This is a genomic window from Caballeronia sp. TF1N1 (assembly GCF_022878925.1).
Lineage (GTDB): Bacteria > Pseudomonadota > Gammaproteobacteria > Burkholderiales > Burkholderiaceae > Caballeronia.
In genome coordinates this window covers 733784-754236 of sequence record NZ_CP084629.1, presented here as the reverse complement: position 1 = coordinate 754236, position 20453 = coordinate 733784, and the positions used below count along the sequence as shown (strand labels likewise).

Genomic DNA, 20453 nt, shown 5'->3' with positions numbered 1-20453 from the left:
CACGATCCCCCGCCTGTGTCGCAGCGTCTGTGGAAACAACGGAAATTCGCGTGCGACGTGACAATACGCTCATCGCGTGCCTCACTTTTTCGTTTGCAGATCGGCGGGAAGCAGAGACTCGTCGACGATCTTCGACCAATCGAACGGGCCTTCCGGAATGGCCTTGACGAGTATCAGGCCCTTGAGCACTTCTTCCATGCCTTTGCGATCGAAGCTTCCTTCGCTCCAGTATTTCGGATCGGACTCGAGCACGTTATTGACCGCCGACGTCGCGACAGCGGGGTCCATCTTGTATTGCTTCGCCAGAATCTGCGCCGATTCTTCACGGTGCGCGGCAATGTACTGCACCGCCTTGCGACGCGCATTGATAATTCCGCGTATCACCTCGGGATGCGACTTGAGATAGTCGGTGCGCACGATGCCCACGGTCTGTGTCTCGTTAGGCACGATATCGGAAGAGCGAAAAGCAATGCGCAACTGATCTTTTTTCCCGCTATACGAAGGCTCCGTCATGTAAGCGACATCGACAGCGCCTTGTTGCAGCGAAGTCAGCATACCGCTAGAACTACCGACCGGCTTGCGCTGCACTTGGCCTGCGAGACCTGCACGGTCTAACGCAATCGTCACGACCGTATCCGTAGTCGACTTCGGGCTGCTATAGCCGATAGTCTTGCCCTTCATTTGTTTGATGTTGGTGATGGTGCCGTTCTTTAGTTCCACCCAGACAAGGTCGGCGAGACTCTGCACACCGCCATGCACAATTGTCAGATCGACACCTTGCTTGACTGCGGAAATAGCGGCCGGCAGGGCGACCTCGCCATAAGGAATTTCGGAAGCCATCGCATTGCGCACGGTGGTGCCGCCGCCTTCCGATGTGATGAAGCCCGTTACGTCCACGTTGGCTTCCTTGAAGAAGCCTTTTTCCATGGCGACCGCAAAAGGCACGCCATACATGCCGTCACCCCAATGCGTCACGGTAAGCGGCGCGGCCTGCACATGCGTCGCGCAAACGGACGCAGCAGCGAGAGACATTAAAAGAACACTACGGGCGATTCTCCGTATTCCAGACATGTAGGCGTCTCCATCCATGTTGGGCGGTCTCGCATCGTGCTTGGCGCATGCGGCCGCACTATGTTTTTAAGCTTCCTGACTAAGCGGACTATTCAGCCGCGCGCGAAATCGAGCTCGCACGTCTGCCTTAACCGTGCAAGTTAATGTATGCATTAAATTCTTTAAAGTCCAGAAATGCCGGGGGCGGACATACCCGTGTTCGAGCTGGCTTGACTCTTGTCGCGTGCCTTAGGAAGGCGCTGCTTCAGGCCTGTTGAATGCCGAATTGTTGCAGTACGCTCGTTTGGTCGCGCCAGCCGCGCTCTCGATGTGCACGATATAGCGCGCTTGCCTTTGCCGCATCGCCGCATTGAATCGCGTCGATGATGCCGTAATGCTCTTGCACGGATTTCACGGGTTGCGGATGCGGTTTGACCATTTGCGTAAAGCGTCGCACGCGATGCACTTGATCGCGACAATTCATGACCACGCTTTGCAATCGGGCATTCCCGCTAAGCGCGACAAGCGTTTCGTGAAAGACTTCGTCGGCGGCAGCCCAAGCCAACATGTCGCCGCGTTCGTATGCCGCGCTCATCGCCTCGCACGCGGTGACAAGGGGTGTGATGTCCACGCCCTTGTTCGACGCAATAAGGCTGGCAGCCGTCGATTCCAGGCTGATGAGGACCTGGTAGATGTTCCTGATGTCGGAGATGGAAGTTGGCACGATACGAATGCCATGCCTAGGCACGATCTGCACGAGTCCCTCGCCCTGCAGACGAATTGCGGCTTCGCGAATCGGCGTGCGGCTGAAGCCCAGCATCAAACCGAGTTCCTGTTCGAGCATGTAGGAACCAGGCGTCAATTCGCTTTCGATGATTCTGCGGCGTAATTCGGCATATGCAAGCTCGGTCGTGTTGCGCTTGACGGGGTTCGTTCCGTTAGCGGTTGCGACCGGAGGCTCGTCCTGCACGATCTTTACGCGCGTGGCGCTCATGATTTGCGTCTCCTTAGCCGATGTTAGCACCGGCAATGACGTTATACGGCCGCCAGATGCGCGACGAGTTTTCTGCAGGCTTCGGGCAGGGCATCGAGCGAGCGCATTCCTATCAGGAGTTCACGCACGGCCCATTTATCCGTTAAAGCGACGACGCAGAGTCCCGAGGACCTTGCATGTTGGCGTGCGACTGCATCGGGCATGACACCAAGACCAAGGCCTGCACCGATCATCAGACATTGGGCATCGTAGCCTGTCACCTGAATGCGCACGTTGACGGCGCGGCCATCTTCGTTCGCGGCTCGCGTAAGACATTGGCTTATAGCAGTATCGGCTGGCAAGACGACGAATTCGAAGTCTAGTGCTTCGGCGAAAGCTATCGAATTTCTTAGCGAAAGCGCGTGACCCGGCGGCGTGACGAGCACGAGATTGTCGGTACGATAGGGAAGCGTCTGAATAGCACGACCATGCGGCACGGCTGTAAAGACGCCTATGTCGGCCGCGTTATCGGCGATCGCGCGCACGACTTGCGTGCTGGGCTTTTCGTCCACTTGCAAGCGAACATTGGGATGACTGGCCGCGAAAGACTGAATATCCTGAGGCAGGAATTGCACGATGGACGAGTTGTTCGCCGCGATGCGCACCATACCGCTAAGGCCATTGGTGAAGTCGCGCATTTGCAGGGCAATATCGTCGAAATGATGCAGCGCGCTAAGCGCCAAAGCAGCGAGGCGTTCACCCGCTTCGGTCGGCACTACGCCCTTATTCGTGCGATGCAATAAAGGCACGCCGAACATGGCTTCAATCTCGCTGATACGTCGACTTACCGCGGCTGCCGCAATGTGTTCACGTTCAGCCGCGGCGGCAATGGTGCCCGCCTCGGCAACCGCGACGAAGAGTCTCAGCGAAAGCGGATCGATCGAATGCATAGGGCTTGTTCAGGCCGTTGATGATCGTTAAGAGCGGCAATCGCAGTGTACTGAAAATTGACTCGTCATCGCATATCGCGATGGCGGCATGACGAAGCGTTGCTTTGCGACACTCACCGCATCAAACAGAATTAGCTCCAGGACGTCGTTGAAGGCCTTGACCTTAGGAGCATGAAAATGGAAGCCGAAGTCGCTCAAGCCACGCGTATCCGCGTGTTCTGGCAACCGGGATGTTCGTCGTGTCTGCGGACCAAGGAATTTCTCACGCGTCAGGGTATCGAATACGAATCGATTGACGTGCATAACGATCCGGAAGGCCGCGCGGCGCTCTTGGCGCTTGGTGCACGTAGCGTTCCGGTGGTCGCGCTCGGGCAGAAATACACGTTTTGCCAATCCATCAACGACGTCATCCGTTTTCTCGATCTCAAGACCACGGCAGCGCCGCCGTTGCCTCCCGAACAGCTCGTCGCAAAGCTCGCGCACGTACTCGAGTCGAACGCGCGTTATGCGAGGCAGTTCGGTCTTGAGCATTTTCGAAAGCCGTTTCGTAATCGCAACCGCACGCCGGCTGGTTTGACGTTTCACGTATTTCGCGTCGCCGAAATGGGTGTGCAAGCCGCGCATCAGATTGAACTGCGCTTCGAGGGCTTTGACGATGTGCCGCCTGACAATTGGACCGCAGAAGACATCGCGCGTTGGGGAGAAAGCGTGCGCGTCGAACTACTAAAGTGGTGGGAACAGGAAACCGATCGCACGCTTGCCTATGACGTGCCGACTTACTACGGCCGCCGCTCAATGCACGAAGTGCTTGAACGCACCGCATGGCATAGCGCGCAACACACCCGGCAGGTCATGCTCATGCTTGAAAGCGGAGGAGTCACTGTGGACCGACCCTTGAGCGCGGACGACCTCGGGGGCCTGCCTTTGCCGGACGAAGTCTGGGACAGATAATTTCAGGCCAAGACGGAAGCGAGCAGGCCCATTCAGCCGCCCGCCTAGGGCGGCTTTTTTTAGTCTGATGTTAAGCAAATCATCCGCCTTTTCGCTGCGGCATAACGTATACGTTGAGCGATACAAGACGCTTCTTCTCTTATAATGCAAGGCATTCCGTCCGTCTTCCTAGGCGGATTTTCGTCCATGCCCGGGCGATAACGCATCTGGAATGCCCATCATGGCTGAAGCCCGGACCGCCGAAGCGATCAGCAAGCCGCGAGAAAAATCGACCGCTACGGTCTATCAGAGAATTCGCGAGATGATCCTGCGCAACGAGCTGCGCCCGGGTACGCAATTGCTCGAGCAAGAACTGGTACAAATGTTCGGCGTAAGCCGCACACCCGTTCGCGAGGCGCTCATCAGACTGCAAAACGAACATCTCGTACAGATCATTCCACGTCACGGTGTGCGCGTGCGCAATGTGTCGATGGCGGATCTCGAAGAAGTTTTCCAGGTGCAGACAAGTCTCGAAGCAACTGCGGTGGCAGCAGTCGCTTCGCGCAAACCAAGCGCGCGTGATATCAAACCACTCGAAAAATCCTGCGCGGATATGGAGCGCGCTTTTGCTAAAGACGATCGCGATGCGTGGGCGGCGGCATGCGAGCTTTTCTATGCGCACCTCGTCGAAATGAGCGACAACCCGAGGCTGGCGCAAATAGTCGGTGAATGTGCCGATCAAGTGCGCCGCGTGCGCGAACTCACGCTAAAGCTCATCAAGCTTGACGACGCAAGCACCAGCGTCCTGCGCGATGTCATCACCGCGTTGCGAAATGGCGATGCCACGAATGCCGAAATGCTTTGCCGTGAACATCGCGCACGGAGCCTTCAAACGCAGATCGAAGCCCTGCAACGCTACCGGATTCTCGACGTGTGAGACCGACTACGCGTGGCTTGCTTCCCACACCGTGCGTGGCAGAGGTTCAGTGCAAGCCCGCTCATTCGCGCGCTCCGACGCAATCAGCACTTCACGGTCGGTATGACGGCACACCACATGGCTTACGCGTCGCACGCCGATGCCAAAGAGACTGCGCTTGCCGCCACCGAGCACGATGAGATCCGCTTCGAGCTCGTCTGCAGCCTCTGCGATGATACGCCCGACGTTGTGTCCATCGGCAGGCGTTCTGCGCGTCTCCCAGTGAGCTTCGACCCCTGCCTCCTCCAGCATTTTGGTGCTACTGCGATAGACGACGAGCGCAAGCTGGTTGACGAGATCGACCGTATCGCAGCAAATCACATCTGCTTGCGATGCCGTCCACCACGGAGCGCTGTCGATGACATGCAGCATGGTCAGCCGGGCATTGCTTTCACGTGAACGCGCGATCGCGACGGACAACGCGGCTTCGCTGAAGCCAGGACCCACGGCGACGAGAATATGTTGGTACATGGCGCTAGCTCCTGTCGATACGTTTGTTGGTTGGTGCATGTCGTCATCATCGTCGTCAAGAATTAGCAAACAGTGAGGAAATTGCATTCTGCATGCACCACGTCGGGGCGATAAATTAAACTGATAGGCTTCTACCCTCATTGCGGCTCGAATGGACCATCGCGAACTGCTCAATCTCGCCTATCTGCGTGCTTTCCGGCTCGTTGCGCAGACGGGCAGCGCCACGCGCGCCGCCGTCGCTTTGTTCCGCGCTCAGTCAGCGGTCACGCGCTCGCTACAGGAACTCGAAGCCTCCGTTGGCGAGACGCTGCTCGAACGCCGGTCATCGGGCATGCTTCCTACGCCGGCCGGCCGCGCCGTTCTTCTGCGTTGCGAACGCATCTTCACGGAGCTGGAAACCCTTGCACAGTGGTGTGCAGCGCGCCAGTCACGGCGCCGCGTCAGCAGCGGCGACGGCCTGCCGGCGTTTCTGCTGAACACGCGGCGCCTCCAGTTGTTTTCCGCGCTGGCGCGTCATCGACATATGCCGAGCGCGGCGCAGACGCTCGGACTTAGTCAGCCCGCGGTGTCTAGCGCCATTCGCATCATGGAAACGGGCGCGAGCATGCAGCTTTTTTATCGCAGCCCGCGCGGCTTGCTGCTCACGAGCGAAGGCGAAACTTTTGCCTTGCACGTGCGTCGCGCGCTGAACGAACTGCGCCATATTCCCGACGATATCGCCGCATTGCGCGGGACGATTCAGGGCTTCGTCACGGTAGGTTCGCTGCCGCTCGGGCGTACGTTGATCCTGCCGGGCGCGATAGCGAGAGTGGCCGCGCAATATCCGGGCGTGCGCATCATCACCGACGAAAGCGCCTATGAGACGCTCGTTGCCGGCTTGCGGGCGGGCGATATCGATTTCGTGCTCGGCGCGCTTCGGCAGAACGATGCATCGAGCGGTTTGACCAACGAACGTTTCATGTCGGAGGACATGGTCGTGATCGGGCGGCGTGGTCATCCGCTTGCCGAAATCGACGGACTCACTCTTAAGGAACTCGTCTCGGCACAATGGATTTTGCCGCGCAGCCACGCCCCCGCGCGTGGCATGTTCGAGGCGCAGTTCAAGCGATGGAAAATGAAGCCGCCCATGCCGACCGTCGAAACCGCCGACCTCGCGGTCATTCGCGGTTTGCTGATGAACACCGATATGCTCGCGGCGGTCTCAGCGCAGCAATTGCATTATGAATGCGAGTCGGGCCAACTCATGGTGCTCGACATAGCGATGCAAAATACAAAACGCGATATTGGACTGACCTTGCGCGCCGGTAGCACTCCCTCGCCAGCTGCCCGAGCGCTGATCGACGCCATTCGGCTTACAGTGGACGAGGTCGGCCATACATTGCGGCGTGAAACGGCTCGGAAAGAGACCGGCACGACGCATCGTGTTTAAAATTTTGAATGCCACCGCGTGGTTTTTTGCATGCATGTCGGCGGGCGGAGTATCGTGGCAGTTCGCTCAAGACGAGGATTTCGGATGGACCAGCAGCAATGGGATGCCATGGACGCCTACCTGTGCCAGCAAACCCAGGCACACGACGAGGTACTCGAAGCAGCGCTCGCGGCGAGCAGTGCGTCGGGACTGCCCCCCATCAATGTCGCACCGAATCAGGGCAAGCTGCTGAACCTGCTCGCACGCCTGCGTAGCGCACGCCATATCCTTGAAATAGGCACGCTAGGCGGCTACAGCACCATCTGGCTCGCACGTGCCTTGCCGCCTGACGGCACGCTGCTTTCGCTTGAGGCCAATCCCGACTACGCCGAGGTGGCGCGCAAGAATCTCGAACGCGCTGGACTTGCTTCGGTTGCAACAGTCGTGGTCGGCGCGGCGGCCGCATCGCTTGAAGGGTTCGTGCGCGAAGGCATGCGCCCTTTCGACTTCATATTCATCGATGCCGACAAGAAAAGCTATCCCGAATATCTGCAACTCGCGTTGAGCCTTAGCAAGCCGGGCACGGCGATCGTTGGCGACAACATCATCCGTCGTGGCCGAATCGCCGATGCTGACAGCACCGAGCCCGATGTGATCGGATTGCGCGCCTATTTCGACATGCTCGCAACTGATCCACGGCTCTCCTCCACCGCCGTGCAAACGGTGGGCAGCAAGGGATGGGACGGATTCTCGCTGTCCATCGTAATGAGCTAGCAAGCGTGATTAGAAGCTCAAGCCGGGCGCCTTCTCCACTGCTGCCAGCGGGAACGCATGCGCGGCATGGCAAGCCGCGCTTCTGCAAGCGGCATTTGCCTGCACTCGACATGCATTCCTCTGGCGGGTGCTTCGCTCACGAAGTCATCGATGATCTCGCGTACGTCCGGGTCGATATGGTCCGCACGCGAAGCATCGAGAATGACAGTCGCGTTGTCAGGAATGGAGCGCAGAAGATGCTTTAGCGTGACCTTGCCGAGAAACGACACGTCCTTTCGAAACGAGAGTAGGTAATGATCGTCGTGCTGCGTCATCGTGATCGGCCGCTTGAGATTTGCGCGCACGGCAAGCACGAGACTACATGCGATGCCAAGCACAATACCCATGAGCAGATCGGTCAGCAACACGCCAGCGATTGTCACGACAAAGGGTGCAAATCGCTCGAAGCCTTGTCTGGCGATGGCGACAAACAGCGACGGCTTGGCAAGCTTGAGCCCGGTGAAAATCAATATCGCAGCCAGACATGCAAGCGGAATGAGGTTGATCACGCTCGTCAACGCAAAGACGCTTGCAAGCAGCAAGACACCATGTACGAATGAAGACCAGCGACTTTGCGCGCCCGCGTGAACGTTTGCCGAGCTACGCACGATGACCGATGTAATTGGCAATGCGCCGATAGCGCCCGCCATCATGTTGCCAATGCCTTGCGCTTTCAATTCGCGATCGGGATGTGCACTACGTCTCTTGGGATCGAGTTGCTCGACCGCCTCCAGGCTCAACAAAGTTTCAAGGCTCGCGACGATGGCAAGCGTGAATGCGAGACGCCAGACATCCGGGTTGACGAATTGCGAGAAGTTGGGCAATTCAAGCGCATTCGTGAATGCTGCGAACGTTTCAAGCGAAGGCAATGCCACGCGATGTTGCGCGGGCGGCGCCAAGCCCGGCGCGAACATGTCGAGTAAAAGCGTTACGCCAATACCGAACGCCACCACGGCAAGCGGCGCGGGCACGGCGCGCACCACGGCAAAACGTCGCATGGCGCGCGTTTCCCAGCCAGCGAGCATGGCAAGGGACATCACGGCTACGGCACAAGCAGCGAAAGATACCGGACCGAAAGGCGTATCGAGCAAGCCCGGTCCGCTCGCGGCTGGTGCGCCTGCATTGGCGAAGCCCGCGGCCAGGGGTATCTGCTTGATGACGAGCAATAGGCCAATGGCCGCAAGCATGCCCTTGATCACCGACGACGGCACATACGCTGCAAAACGTCCCGCCTTGAGCAAGCCAAAGCCGAATTGAATTGCGCCCGACAAAAGCACCGCTAGTAGAAATGCAGAAAAACTGCCTAGTCCCGCGATGCCATCGACCACGATGACGATAAGCCCCGCTGCCGGTCCGCTTACGCTCAATTGCGAGCCGCTAAGCAATGCCACGACAATGCCGCCTATGATTCCGGACAAAAGCCCCGCAAAAGGCTCCACGCCCGATGCATTGGCAATGCCAAGACACAGAGGCATCGCTACGAGAAATACGACTGTGCCGGCGAACAGGTCGCGCGGGAACTGGCTTAGACGATTGCTAAGGTTCATAAGGATTTAGCCATGTGGGTGCCTGCTACGTTTAACGAATTCACGCAGCATGAAATGAGCGACGATCGAATCAGCGTCCGGCGGCTTCGACGACTTCCGCGTACAACGGCACCATACGGGGCGCGTCATAGCCGGAGGCAAGCACTTTGATAAGCCCGTCGTGCAGGCCGAAAATCCAGCCGTGCACGAGCGGCGGCTCGTCGCGATCGATTACGATCCGCGTCTGACGCAGAAGCCGCACTTGTTCGAGCACATTGAGTTCCGCAAGGCGATCAGCGCGCGCATCGAACTCTTCCAAGTCGTCGAGTTCACGTCGATGCCGCTCGCCTAAAGCGCACACCGGGGCAATACGGCGATTGACGTGCGGTATTTCATTCAAGAGCGGCAACAACGATGCTCGCACACCGCCGCATCCATAATGTCCGCATACGATCACATGATCGACCTTCAGCACTCGCACCGCATATTCAAGGACGCTCACAGTGTTGTCGTCCGACGGCGAGAACAAGTTCGCGATGTTGCGATGAACGAAAAGATCGCCGGGGTTAGCGTTCGTGATCGTTTCGGCAGGCACGCGACTATCGGAACACCCGATCCACAACACCTTGGGGTTTTGCCCCTCTGCAAGGCGTGGGAAAAATTGCGTGTCCGCCTGCGCGGTTTCGCGAGCCCAGGCGATGTTTTCCAGAAGCATGCGTTTCGGTCGATTCATGGCGTTCTCATGACGAGCATTCGATGGATTGCACCCGCGTTGCAGTGCAGCGAATCCTTACGAATCACTTTCGCCGAGAAAGTTCAGCGCCGTCCAAGAGAAAATAATTCGCCTCGCTATTTATTTCTCTTGAGATTTTCCTTGGACGACGCTAAGACACGCTCAAGAAAAATCGGTCGAGCGCGACAAATGCTCCCACTTGTCGATTTCTTCGTTGAGCGCCACTAGCTTCGTTTTGACAAGAGAGATTGCATCGCTCCCAAGAAGAAGATGCGCAGGTGCATCATGGGCTTCGATGAGGCTTAGCAAGGCTTGGCCGGCCTTGGCTGGATCGCCCAATTGCTTGCCGCTCTTGGCCTCACGCGCCGCGCGGATCGGGTCGAATAGCGCGTCATAGTCTGCGATGCTGCGCTCCGTTCTGACCATCGAGCGGCCAGCCCAATCGGTACGAAACGATCCGGGCGCAACGGCCGTTACTCTTACGTTGAAGTCCTTGACCTCTTTGGCCAACGTCTCTGAAATGCCTTCCAGCGCGAATTTGCTGCCGCAATAGTACGCAATGCCCGGCATCGTGATGAAGCCGCCCATGGACGTGATGTTGATGATGTGGCCGGCACGGCGCTCCCGCATGGAAGGCAATACGGCTTTGATCATGGCGACCGCACCGAATACGTTGACATCGAACTGCCGGCGCATTTCCTCCAGCGGCGATTCTTCAAGTGTGCCTTCGTGGCCATAGCCTGCGTTATTGACGAGCACATCGATCGGGCCGTATGTGCGCATTACTTCCTCGACAACAGGGCCTATGCGGTCGAACGCCGTCACGTCGAGCACGACTCCATGTGCCGATCGGGGCTTGATAGCCTCGAATTCCTTGAGGGCGTCACCATTGCGAACCGTGCCGATAACCGTATGTCCTGCATCGAGCGCGCTTTGCGCGAAAGCGCGTCCAAAACCCGAACTCACGCCGGTGATGATAAACGTCTTGCCGTTTGTGTTTTCCATGTGAATCTCTCCTATCCGACTCGTCGCGCGCACCATGCCGCAACACCTGTTCAATATTAGAGAGCGCGCATCGTTCTTGATACGCCGGTTCTTCTCGCATGTTTGCCTAAAGCTATTGGCGTATGGATTCGCGGCTGCAAAGCTGGCAAATTAAGGGCTGTCGACACATCTTGCCGGAGCCACCGTGATCACCCGCCGAACGCTAGCCACCGAAACCAGACGCCGCATGATCGAGCTGCTGATGCGGCTTGCCCCTTTGGAAGGCTATAACCTCACAGCATTGCCAGACGTGCGTTTTCTGCGTTCGAACAGACCACTGCGTCGCACGCCGGTACTTTATGACCCGGGCATCGTTATCGTCTGTCAGGGCCGCAAGCGTGGCTATTTCGGCGAGCAAGTTTATCTATACGATGAGCAGCATTACCTGGCCGTGTCGGTGCCCGTACCCTTTTCCATGGAGACGGATGCCAGCGCGCAAAAACCTTTGCTTGCCATCTATTTCCGGCTCGATCTCAACGTTGCAGCAGAGTTGATCATGCAACTCGATGAACACGGCGCAACCGTAACGTCCGAACCTCACGGCATGATCTCAACGCCGCTGGACAAACAACTCGGCGCGACGGTTCTGCGCTTTCTCGAAACCATGAGTGACCCGCTCGAAGGTCCGGTTCTTGGGCCGGCTCTCGTGCGCGAGATTTATTTTCGAGTGTTGACGGGCGAACAAGGTCCTTCGGTGCGCGCGGCTTTGACACGGCAAGGTCAGTTCGGGAAAGTCGCGCGAGCATTGCGCAAGATCCATCAAAGTTTCGATGAGCCGCTCGATGTTGCGCTGCTTGCAAGCGAAGCCAACATGAGCGTGCCCGCGTTCCATTTGCATTTTAAGACCGTGACCAACACGTCACCAATGCAATATTTGAAGTCGACCCGGCTGCATCAGGCGCGGCTGCTCATGGTGCGGAACGATGTCACGGCAGCCGTCGCATCAGCGCAAGTGGGCTACGAAAGTGCTTCGCAATTCAGCCGCGAATTCAAGCGTTTGTTTGGGCGCAGTCCCGTCGATGAAGCCCAGCGTCTCAAAGACAGTTTCGCGCTGCCAGATCCCGGACCGGGTTCGGGCTACGTGTCATCGCATTGATGCGTGGATCGTCTGTTAATCTTCCACGCAGATCAAACCTGCTACGAAACGCATGAACGAAGCCTTCGTCGAACTGAAGTGCGGACCCTATCCGTTGCGCATCGAATATAAGTGGATCAATCCTTCGCGCATCGATGCTCCAATCGCGGTATTTCTGCATGAGGGGCTGGGTTCAGTTGCATTGTGGAAAGACTGGCCGCAGCGGCTATGCGACCGAATGAACTGCCGTGGTCTCGTCTATTCGCGTCCTGGCTATGGACGGTCGACGCCGCGCCCTCCGCATGAAAAGTGGCCTGTGACCTTCATGCATCGTCAGGCGACGAAGATATTGCCTGCGCTTCTAGATGCGCTCAAGGTAAATGCGTTCGAACGTTCTCGCATGTGGCTCGTAGGCCATAGCGATGGCGGGACAATCGCACTGCTTTACGCGAGCACTTTTCCCAAAGCGCTTGCCGGACTGATCGTGCTTGCACCACATGTGTTCGTGGAAGCGATCACAGTCAAAGCCATAAAGGAAGTGCGAAGCGCCTATGAGCACGGTGCGTTGCGAGCAAAGCTCGCTGGCTACCATGAGGACGCAGACTCCGCCTTTTATGGCTGGAACGACGCATGGCTCAATCCGGAATTTCTGCGTTGGGACATCACAGATGCAATTCGCTCGATCAAACGGCCATTGCTCGCGATACAAGGCCACGACGATGAATACGCGTCGATGCTTCAGATCGACAAGATCAAGGCGTCCGTGAGCCACACTCATCTCGTCAAGCTAGCGGCTTGCGGACATTCACCGCATAGGGATGCCACTCAGGCGGTCAATGATGCAATTGCAGATTTCGTTACCCGCTCATCTCTGCCGTGAAGCCGAGCGATCAACCGAAAGGCCGTCTGCGCCATGATGCCATCGTGCAAGCCCGCACGGCGATTAAGTGACCGTGCCGCGCGTTTTGGGCAGATGATCGCAGTCGGTCCAATGCATCTTTTATTGCGGTTAAATCGACGTTGTTCGTCTCGAGCGAGCAAACCCTTAGGGGCTGACTGCTTGAACAAACAATTCGCCCGAAGGACGAAATGCGGCTCAAGCCTCCGCAGGCTTAACCGCTGTTTCTTGTGACCGCCGCAAGCGTTCGCGGCTGTTCGACAAATGCATGCGCATGGCTGCGCGGGCAGCTTCCGGATCACGCCGCTCGATGGCGTCGTAGATATCCTCGTGTTCGCGGTTCACGCGATCGAGGTAACTGCCGGGATCGTTATGCGCAAGCGCCGCGGAATTTACACGCGTGCGTGGAATGATCGTGTTGCCCAATTGGCTAAGGATGCTGTGGAAATAACGGTTGCCCGTAGCCTTGGCAAGCTCGAGGTGAAATGCGACGTCTGCGGCAACCGCGTTGCCCGTGCCTTCTGCAATGTGCCGCTCGAACTCGTCCAGAGCATGACGCATGTGCTTCAGATTCTCTTCGCTTCGCCGCATTGCCGCGAGACCTGCGGCCTCGGCTTCGAGACTGATGCGTAGTTCGAGGATGGCCATGACGTCGCGCACGGTGAGATCGCCCGCAGCTTCGATCTGGAAGCGATCGTGATCGGTCGCTTCGAGTACAAAAGTGCCAATGCCATGACGCGTTTGAACCAGGCGCCCCGCCTGAAGGCGCGATATCGATTCTCGTACGACCGTACGGCTAACGCCCAGTTGCGCCATGATCTCCGATTCGGTCGGAAGCTTGTCGCCAGGCTGAAGCGCGCCGCTGCGAATCCGTTCCGAAAGTTCGGCGACAACTTCCTCGGTCAGATTGCGAGAGCGGCGAAGACCGCCGGCTGCGAGAGCTGGTGACATAGGGCGATTGAAAAAGGTAGACGAGCCATTATAGGGGCGCAGACCTGCTTGTACGACGACTGATGCCTGATCGAATACAAAATGCCTTAAGCCCTCAATGCAAAACACAAAAAACCGTTATGGTTCAGGCAACTAAAAATGTAACAAACTGTTGATCAACCATTTCACCGAGCGTAAAGTTCAAGTACCGCTTGAAGTCAAAGCGCGTGTGTCATGTTTTGCAAGGCATGTAAGCATTCAAGGCGCGCGCCTCGCTTTCAAGAGGTCGACTTCCGATCGAAGGCTCGCGAATCCTCGTCCGCATCCGTTGGATTCGCCATCACCTCGCGCACTCGCGAGCCTCCCTGAAGCGGTTCACCGGCTTACCGCGTCGCGCCTCTCACTCTCCGATTACGCGGCAAACCGGTGTGCTTAGAGCCTCCAAGTTGCGTTCGTGCGAACGCCTTCGTGGAGCGCGGCACCACGTGGGCAGCAAGGAGACAAACAATGATGCGTGAAGTGACCGGAGCTTTTTTTGGCTCCCGCAAGTTGGACGAAGCACTGGAAGACCTCAAGGCGGAGGGCATCACGAGCGACCAAGTTCGCGTCGCGAACATGTCCGGGTTCGCCGATTTCACCGCCAGCATGGAACTGAGCGCCAGTTCACCGACGCAATGGATCATCGCCGAATTTGCAGGCTATGCCGATCTAGCCGCCACCGACGGCGGGTATGGGATTGCATCGACCGGCAGCGACGACATCCTACCTGGCTTCGATAACGACGAATCCGCTGCATACGGTATTACCCGAGTATTCGTCAGCATTCGCGACGAAGCCGAAATGCGCGCCGTATGCGATATCTTTTCGCGCCTGGGCACTGATGATATCGACGCGGAAGTCGCGACGGCCTGACCCGCCGCGATTGCATTCAATCGTTTGTATGCAATAAACGTCTGCTGGATTACTGCGCTGGTGTGGTCACGGGCTTCGCTTTCTTCTTGTGCTTGAAGTGAAAACCCTTGCTCGTACCAGTGGCAGCCGAAGTATTGTCACCGCCTGCCGTCGGCGCGGCCGTCGCTGCGCCGTGCGCGTTGCCGCCGCCAGCGCCGCCATTACCGTTGCCACCTTGCGCCATCGCCGCGCCCGACGCGCCCAGCATCAAACCCGCAGTGAGGGCGATAAGTGCTGCCGATCCATTCGTCTTCATGTCGTTCCTTTTTGCGTAGAGTCAGTCGAGTGTGTATTCACCGTGCAGGCTTTTGAATGCCGAATGCACTCGGCGAGTGGCTTGGCATGAGACCTGCTCGCCAGACGTATTCGCCTGCAAAAGTCCAAAAGCCATAAGATGGATGCGCCCAAAATCAAAAGCCCAGCCAAGTCGCCTCGGCGCAATAAGGAAGCTCGCGCCGAAACGCCGACTGTCTCTTCAGCAGGTTTCGTGCGCGTTCGCGGCGCGCGGGAGCATAACCTCAAAAATGTCGATGTAGACGTCCCGCGCGATGCGCTAGTCGTGTTCACAGGCGTGTCCGGATCGGGAAAGTCGTCACTTGCATTCGGAACTTTGTATGCAGAAGCGCAGCGGCGGTATTTTGAATCCGTCGCGCCCTACGCGCGGCGTCTGATCGAGCAGGTCGGCGTACCGGAAGTCGATTCCATCGAAGGATTGCCGCCCGCCGTCGCCCTGCAGCAGCAGCGCGGCACGCCCAACGCACGTTCGTCGGTGGGAAGCGTGACCACGCTTTCCAGTCTCGTTCGCATGCTGTATTCACGCACGGGCAGCTATCCGCCGAAGCAGCCCATGCTCTACGCGGAAGACTTTTCTCCCAACACGGTTCAGGGCGCGTGCCCCGTCTGCCATGGTCTTGGCCGCGTCTACGAAGTGACCGAGAAGTCGATGGTCCCCGACGACTCGCTCACCATCCGCGAACGCGCCATCGCCGCATGGCCGCCAGCGTGGCACGGTCAGAATTTGCGCGACATACTCGTCACGCTGGGCTACGACGTCGACACGCCCTGGCGCGATCTGCCGAAGAAAGACCGGGACTGGATTCTCTTCACCGACGAGACGCCCACCGTGCCGGTCTACGCGGGCCTCACACCCGCCGAGACACGTGCCGCACTCAAGCGTCGCGCGGAGCCGAGTTATCAAGGCACCTTTACGGGCGCGCGCCGTTATGTGCTTCATACCTTCGCCCACACGCAAAGCGCGCTCATGAAGAAGCGCGTGTCGCGCTATATGGTCGGCAGCGACTGTTCGTCGTGTCACGGCAAGCGACTGAAGCAGGAAGCGTTATCGGTGACCTTCGCGGGACTGGATATCGCGGAGTTCTCGCGTCTGCCGCTTACGCGGCTTGCGCAGATGCTCGCGCCCATTGCGCGCGGCGAATGGCCCGATCATGAAGAAGCACGCGAGCAAGACGTGCTTGCCAGGGACGTGCGGCAGGCGGCGATTGCGAAGCGTGTCGCGGCGGGTGGATCGGCGCATAAAGCATCGCCCGATGTACGGCGCACGCCCAACTTGTCCAATGAGAAGCGCGCCGCCGCCGAGCGCATAGCAGCCGATCTCGAAGAACGTCTTGCCACGTTGATCGATCTCGGCCTCGGCTATCTTGCTTTGGATCGCGCGACGCCCACCTTGTCGTCAGGCGAATTGCAGCGCTTGCGGCTAGCCACGCAACTGGCCTCGCAACTCTTCGGCGTGGTGTATGTGCTCGATGAACCCTCCGCCGGTTTGCATCCCGCTGACAACGAAGCGCTCTTTGACGCGCTGCAACGGCTCAAGGCTGCCGGCAATTCGCTCTTCGTGATCGAGCATGACATGGAGACGATGCGTCGCGCAGACTGGCTCGTCGATGTCGGTCCCGCTGCGGGCGAAGCCGGTGGACATGTGCTTTATAGCGGCCCGCCCGCGGGTCTCGCATCGGTGGAGGCGTCACAAACGCGTCTGCATCTGTTCGCGTCCCATTCGAACACCGACCGCGCGCCACGCACGCCGCGCGGCTGGCTGAAGCTCGCAGGCATCACGCGAAACAATCTGCATGAGATCGACGCTGCGTTTCCGCTCGGTTGCTTCACGGCGGTGACGGGTATATCGGGCTCGGGCAAGTCGAGTCTCGTCAGTCAGGCATTGCCCGAACTCGTGGCGCAGCATCTGGGAAGAGCGCTCGATGAGCCCGACGAAGACGAAGCCGATCCGCTCTTCACGGTCGTCGAAGCGCCTGCGGAAGGCTCCATCGTCGAAGGCATGGACACCATACGGCGCCTCGTGCGCGTCGATCAGAAGCCGATTGGCCGCACCCCACGTTCGAATCTTGCGACTTACACGGGACTTTTCGATCACGTGCGCAAGCACTACGCCGATACGCCGCTCGCGCGCAAACGCCATTACAGTGCCGGCCGATTTTCCTTCAACGTCGCGCAGGGGCGTTGCCCGACTTGCGAAGGCGAAGGCTTCGTGAGCGTCGAACTGTTATTTTTGCCGAGCGTGTACACGTCATGTTCGACGTGTCACGGTTCGCGTTATAACGCCGAGACACTCGAAGTCACGTGGAATGGCAAAAACATCGCCGAGGTGCTGGCGATGAGCGTCGATGACGCCTGTCTCTTCTTCGCGGATGAGCCCAATGTAATGCGCGCACTTGCCGTGCTGCGCGATATCGGCCTCGGTTATCTGCGGCTCGGTCAGCCTGCCACCGAACTCTCGGGCGGCGAAGCGCAGCGCATCAAGCTGGCAACCGAACTGCAGCGCGCGCATCGCGGCGACACGCTCTATATCCTCGACGAGCCCACAACCGGACTACATCCTGCCGATGTCGATCGTCTGATGGCGCAACTTCAAGGACTCGTCGACGCAGGCAATACGGTCGTGGTCGTCGAACACGACATGCGCGTCGCGGCCCAGAGCGACTGGGTCATCGATATCGGTCCGGGCGCGGGAGAACATGGCGGCAAGATAGTCGCGGCCGGCGTGCCTGCGAGTGTGGCGACGCTGGCCGCAAGCCGCACGGCGCCTTATCTGCAAGACGCATTGACCTGAGCAATCAATACAAGCCTAGCCAGCGCCACACGTGAAACTTCAACGTGCCGAGCATCTCGTGCAATCCGCTGTCGGAATCGATCCATCCTTCCGGATGCGGCACGAGCCATGACTTCGGATTGCGCACGAATGCAACCGCAGGCTGCGGGTGTAGGTCGAAAGCATCGAATGCGAGCAACGCGCGACGCATATGCAGTGAGGACGTGATGAGGATGGTCGTGTCGTATTGACGCGAGCGTAGGATTTTGTACGTATTGCGCGCGTTCTCGTAAGTGTCGAGACTCTGATCTTCGAGGATGAGATCCGCAGGCTTCACGCCACGATCCACGAGCAGACCGCCGTATAGTTGCGCTTCGGTTTGTTCGTGATGCTGCGGATTTCCGCCGCTCATGATGACCTGACACTGCTTGTCCGTTTCGACACAGGTTTTGTACAGGGCGGCAGCAAGGTCGACGCGATAGATGGAATCGGCCAGTGGAACGAGATGTTTGTTGCGATCGTATTCGGTCCCACCGCCCAGCACGATGATCGCCGTACGGTCCGCGAGCCGGGGCGCCTGCTTCGACCCATAGCCGATCTGCGCGAGGCTTATCATCGGCCCTGCAAGCCAGCTACCGAAGAGCCAGAACACGGTTCCGGCCACGAGGAAGATCACGAGGCGGCGTTTGCGCCACACGATGAACAAGGCGACGAAGACAAGCAGCAGGCAGAGTAGATCCAATTACGTTTCCCGTCGTTTTAAGGTTTCAAATACCTTGCATCACGCGCATGAAACTTGCAAGGCGAGGTTATGCAGTAGGAATACCGTCGTAACGCCGCGACAAGTATCAGTCTGAACGATTTGCGTGACATCAAGCGTGGTCGATATCGCACACGCGACGCGTTGTCTTCCGGGCCTCACCGTGCGCCATCGCACGGACGATCACCCCCCGTAATTCGTTAAATACGATCAAACAAGATTCGACGGTGTTGCGAGTGCTCTTGAGTCGTTTGACCAGCGATTCACCGAGTGCACCACCGCCCGTTAGCAACGGGACTGAGCACGGTCCAAAAAATCGAATATTCGTTTGATACCCGCTTCAGTCCGTTTGCACCGTTGGCCATGGTTCAAGGGAAACCAGAGAAAATGAAAACTGAATTGCGCCGCATCCTTGCCGAGTCCGCACGCCTCGACGTGTCGATCGACACTCTCTCCGACAGCGACGACCTGTACGCAGCCGGCCTCTCCTCGCTTGCAACCGTGCACGTCATGCTCGCGATCGAAGACGAGTTCGGCATCGAAATTCCGGATCAAATGCTTACGCGACGTCTGTTCTCGAGCGTCGATTCGCTCGCGGCCGCCGTCAAGGAGCTGCAAGGTTCGCAGGCGGACGCATGAACGCCGCCACGCAAGAACTCGAAGCAGCAGGACACGTTAAAGGCGACGGCGTGATCGCGCCGCGCAGCGAAGGCGAGTTGCTCGAAGCCGCGCGTCGCGTCTCGGCCATCGCCGGCAAGCATGCGGCAGCGGTCGACAAGGATGCACGCTTCCCCGCTGAAGCCGTGGCCGCAATGCGTACCGAGCGTCTCTTCTCCGCAATGGTGCCGGCAAGCTTCGGCGGCGACGGGCTCTCGCTCACGGGCGTGGCCCGCTTGTGCGAAACGCTCGCGCAAGGCTGCGCATCTGCCGCGATGATCTACGCCATGCATCAGAGCCAGGTCGTCTGCATCGTCGATCACGGCGCGAATGTGCCCTGGCAGCGCGCGTTTCTCACGCGCATGGTGAACGAGCAACTGCTGTTGGCATCGGCGACATCGGAAGAAAATATCGGCGGCAACATGCGCACGAGCGCATGTGCGGTCGATCTTGCCGATGACGCCTTCAACATCGAAAAGCTCGCGCCGACGATTTCGTATGGCACGTATGCCGATTGCATTCTCGTAACCGCACGCCGTCATCCCGACGCGCCGCCGTCCGATCAGGTGCTGATCGTCGCGCCTCGTTCGACGTGCACGCTCGAATCGCGCGGTACGTGGGACACGCTCGGCATGCGCGGCACGTGCAGTCAGGGGCATCGTCTCACTGCAAGCGGCAAGGCCGAACAGATTCTGCCCTCGCCTTTCTCGAAGATCGCCGATGAAAGCATGCTGCCGGTTTCGCATACCTTGTGGTCCGCGGTGTGGATCGGTATTGCGTCGGATGCCGTGAATCGCGCGCATCAGTTCTTCCGTAATCAGGCGCGTGGCAAGCCGGGCGCATTGCCGCCTTCGGCCGCGCGTCTTTCGCAAGCCGTCACGCTCGTGCGCATGATGCAGGCGCGTCTGCGCGAATCGCTCGCCTCGGTCGAGGCTGCGCAAGCGGAACGGCTCGCAAGGCAGGCATTGCAGACCGACGACAGCGACGCACCGTTGACCGCGTCCATCGGCATTGCCTCCGATCTGAACATGCTGAAGCTCGCCATTTCGCAATCGGCCGTGCACGTCGTGCAAGAGACGCTGATGATCTGCGGCATGGCGGGTTACAAGAACGATACGCCCTTCAGCGTGGGGCGGCACTTGCGCGATCTGCACTCGGCGCCGCTCATGATCAGCAATGACCGCATCGAACTGAACACCGCGAATCTGCTGCTCGCGCAGCGTTCCGCAACCGGGACCCTATAA

General features: G+C 58.6%; 20 protein-coding genes. 10 read left to right on the top strand and 10 right to left on the bottom strand.

The annotated features are described in order from the left end of the window. Window positions 1–81 precede the first annotated feature (81 nt). The 3 genes from LDZ28_RS29525 to LDZ28_RS29515 all read right to left on the bottom strand — a co-directional run bounded on the left by LDZ28_RS29525 (window position 82) and on the right by LDZ28_RS29515 (window position 2973). Window positions 82–1032 carry an ABC transporter substrate-binding protein gene (locus tag LDZ28_RS29525; RefSeq protein WP_244831297.1) on the bottom strand — a complete coding sequence of 317 codons (951 nt, stop codon included), beginning with the start codon at window positions 1030–1032 and terminating at the stop codon, window positions 82–84. A gap of 283 nt (window positions 1033–1315) precedes the next feature. Continuing rightward, entirely contained in the window at window positions 1316–2044 is a 729-nt protein-coding gene (locus LDZ28_RS29520) for a GntR family transcriptional regulator (RefSeq protein WP_244831296.1), read from the bottom strand. Window positions 2045–2085: 41 nt separating this feature from the next. Next, complete coding sequence (locus tag LDZ28_RS29515) at window positions 2086–2973, bottom strand: LysR family transcriptional regulator (protein WP_244831295.1); 888 nt, start codon at window positions 2971–2973, stop codon at window positions 2086–2088. Between the two features lie 177 nt (window positions 2974–3150). Here LDZ28_RS29515 and LDZ28_RS29510 point away from each other — a divergent pair, with 177 nt between their 5' ends. Both LDZ28_RS29510 and LDZ28_RS29505 read left to right on the top strand, forming a co-directional pair. Beyond that, window positions 3151–3924: a glutaredoxin domain-containing protein gene (locus LDZ28_RS29510; protein ID WP_244831294.1), complete on the top strand. Its 774-nt coding sequence runs from the start codon at window positions 3151–3153 to the stop codon at window positions 3922–3924. Between the two features lie 220 nt (window positions 3925–4144). Continuing rightward, window positions 4145–4840: a GntR family transcriptional regulator gene (locus LDZ28_RS29505; protein ID WP_244831293.1), complete on the top strand. Its 696-nt coding sequence runs from the start codon at window positions 4145–4147 to the stop codon at window positions 4838–4840. Between the two features lie 6 nt (window positions 4841–4846). Here LDZ28_RS29505 and LDZ28_RS29500 read toward each other — a convergent pair whose 3' ends face one another. Next, window positions 4847–5350, bottom strand: coding sequence for a universal stress protein (locus LDZ28_RS29500; RefSeq protein WP_244831292.1), 504 nt, complete (start codon window positions 5348–5350; stop codon window positions 4847–4849). 151 nt (window positions 5351–5501) lie between these two features. On the opposite strand from LDZ28_RS29500, the gene LDZ28_RS29495 reads away from it, so the two are divergent. Then, window positions 5502–6779: a LysR family transcriptional regulator gene (locus LDZ28_RS29495; protein WP_244831291.1), complete on the top strand. Its 1278-nt coding sequence runs from the start codon at window positions 5502–5504 to the stop codon at window positions 6777–6779. 84 nt (window positions 6780–6863) lie between these two features. Next, the gene (locus LDZ28_RS29490; protein ID WP_244831290.1) at window positions 6864–7532 is read left to right on the top strand and encodes an O-methyltransferase; all 669 of its coding nucleotides are present in this window, start codon (window positions 6864–6866) and stop codon (window positions 7530–7532) included. Window positions 7533–7549: 17 nt separating this feature from the next. Here LDZ28_RS29490 and LDZ28_RS29485 read toward each other — a convergent pair whose 3' ends face one another. From LDZ28_RS29485 to LDZ28_RS29475, 3 genes are all read right to left on the bottom strand, one after another. Further along, on the bottom strand, window positions 7550–9118 hold the full coding sequence (locus LDZ28_RS29485) for a SulP family inorganic anion transporter (protein ID WP_244831289.1): 1569 nt from the start codon (window positions 9116–9118) through the stop codon (window positions 7550–7552). A 70-nt stretch (window positions 9119–9188) separates the two neighbouring features. After that, window positions 9189–9830: a carbonic anhydrase gene (locus LDZ28_RS29480; RefSeq protein WP_244831288.1), complete on the bottom strand. Its 642-nt coding sequence runs from the start codon at window positions 9828–9830 to the stop codon at window positions 9189–9191. Window positions 9831–9992: 162 nt separating this feature from the next. Next, window positions 9993–10835 (bottom strand): oxidoreductase, encoded by an 843-nt coding sequence (locus tag LDZ28_RS29475; protein ID WP_244831942.1) that lies wholly within the window; start codon window positions 10833–10835, stop codon window positions 9993–9995. Between the two features lie 226 nt (window positions 10836–11061). Between LDZ28_RS29475 and LDZ28_RS29470 the strand changes: the two genes are divergently transcribed. After that, entirely contained in the window at window positions 11062–11970 is a 909-nt protein-coding gene (locus LDZ28_RS29470; protein WP_244831287.1) for an AraC family transcriptional regulator, read from the top strand. A 52-nt stretch (window positions 11971–12022) separates the two neighbouring features. Further along, on the top strand, window positions 12023–12829 hold the full coding sequence (locus LDZ28_RS29465) for an alpha/beta fold hydrolase (RefSeq protein WP_244831286.1): 807 nt from the start codon (window positions 12023–12025) through the stop codon (window positions 12827–12829). Window positions 12830–13045: 216 nt separating this feature from the next. On the opposite strand, the gene LDZ28_RS29460 is transcribed toward LDZ28_RS29465, so the two are convergent. After that, entirely contained in the window at window positions 13046–13798 is a 753-nt protein-coding gene (locus LDZ28_RS29460) for a FadR/GntR family transcriptional regulator (protein WP_244831285.1), read from the bottom strand. 486 nt (window positions 13799–14284) lie between these two features. On the opposite strand from LDZ28_RS29460, the gene LDZ28_RS29455 reads away from it, so the two are divergent. Then, window positions 14285–14689, top strand: a complete 405-nt coding sequence (locus tag LDZ28_RS29455; protein WP_244831284.1) for a hypothetical protein — start codon at window positions 14285–14287, stop codon at window positions 14687–14689. Between the two features lie 49 nt (window positions 14690–14738). Here the strand turns inward: LDZ28_RS29455 and LDZ28_RS29450 are convergent, their stop codons facing one another. Next, window positions 14739–14984: a hypothetical protein gene (locus LDZ28_RS29450; RefSeq protein ID WP_244831283.1), complete on the bottom strand. Its 246-nt coding sequence runs from the start codon at window positions 14982–14984 to the stop codon at window positions 14739–14741. A gap of 138 nt (window positions 14985–15122) precedes the next feature. Here LDZ28_RS29450 and LDZ28_RS29445 point away from each other — a divergent pair, with 138 nt between their 5' ends. Then, on the top strand, window positions 15123–17813 hold the full coding sequence (locus LDZ28_RS29445; protein WP_244831282.1) for an excinuclease ABC subunit UvrA: 2691 nt from the start codon (window positions 15123–15125) through the stop codon (window positions 17811–17813). A gap of 4 nt (window positions 17814–17817) precedes the next feature. On the opposite strand, the gene LDZ28_RS29440 is transcribed toward LDZ28_RS29445, so the two are convergent. Beyond that, window positions 17818–18534, bottom strand: a complete 717-nt coding sequence (locus LDZ28_RS29440) for a YdcF family protein (RefSeq protein WP_244831281.1) — start codon at window positions 18532–18534, stop codon at window positions 17818–17820. A gap of 405 nt (window positions 18535–18939) precedes the next feature. On the opposite strand from LDZ28_RS29440, the gene LDZ28_RS29435 reads away from it, so the two are divergent. Both LDZ28_RS29435 and LDZ28_RS29430 read left to right on the top strand, forming a co-directional pair. Then, window positions 18940–19191 carry an acyl carrier protein gene (locus tag LDZ28_RS29435; protein ID WP_244831941.1) on the top strand — a complete coding sequence of 84 codons (252 nt, stop codon included), beginning with the start codon at window positions 18940–18942 and terminating at the stop codon, window positions 19189–19191. Then, the gene (locus LDZ28_RS29430) at window positions 19188–20453 is read left to right on the top strand and encodes an acyl-CoA dehydrogenase family protein (protein ID WP_244831280.1); all 1266 of its coding nucleotides are present in this window, start codon (window positions 19188–19190) and stop codon (window positions 20451–20453) included. The genes LDZ28_RS29435 and LDZ28_RS29430 overlap by 4 nt, the downstream gene beginning before the upstream one ends.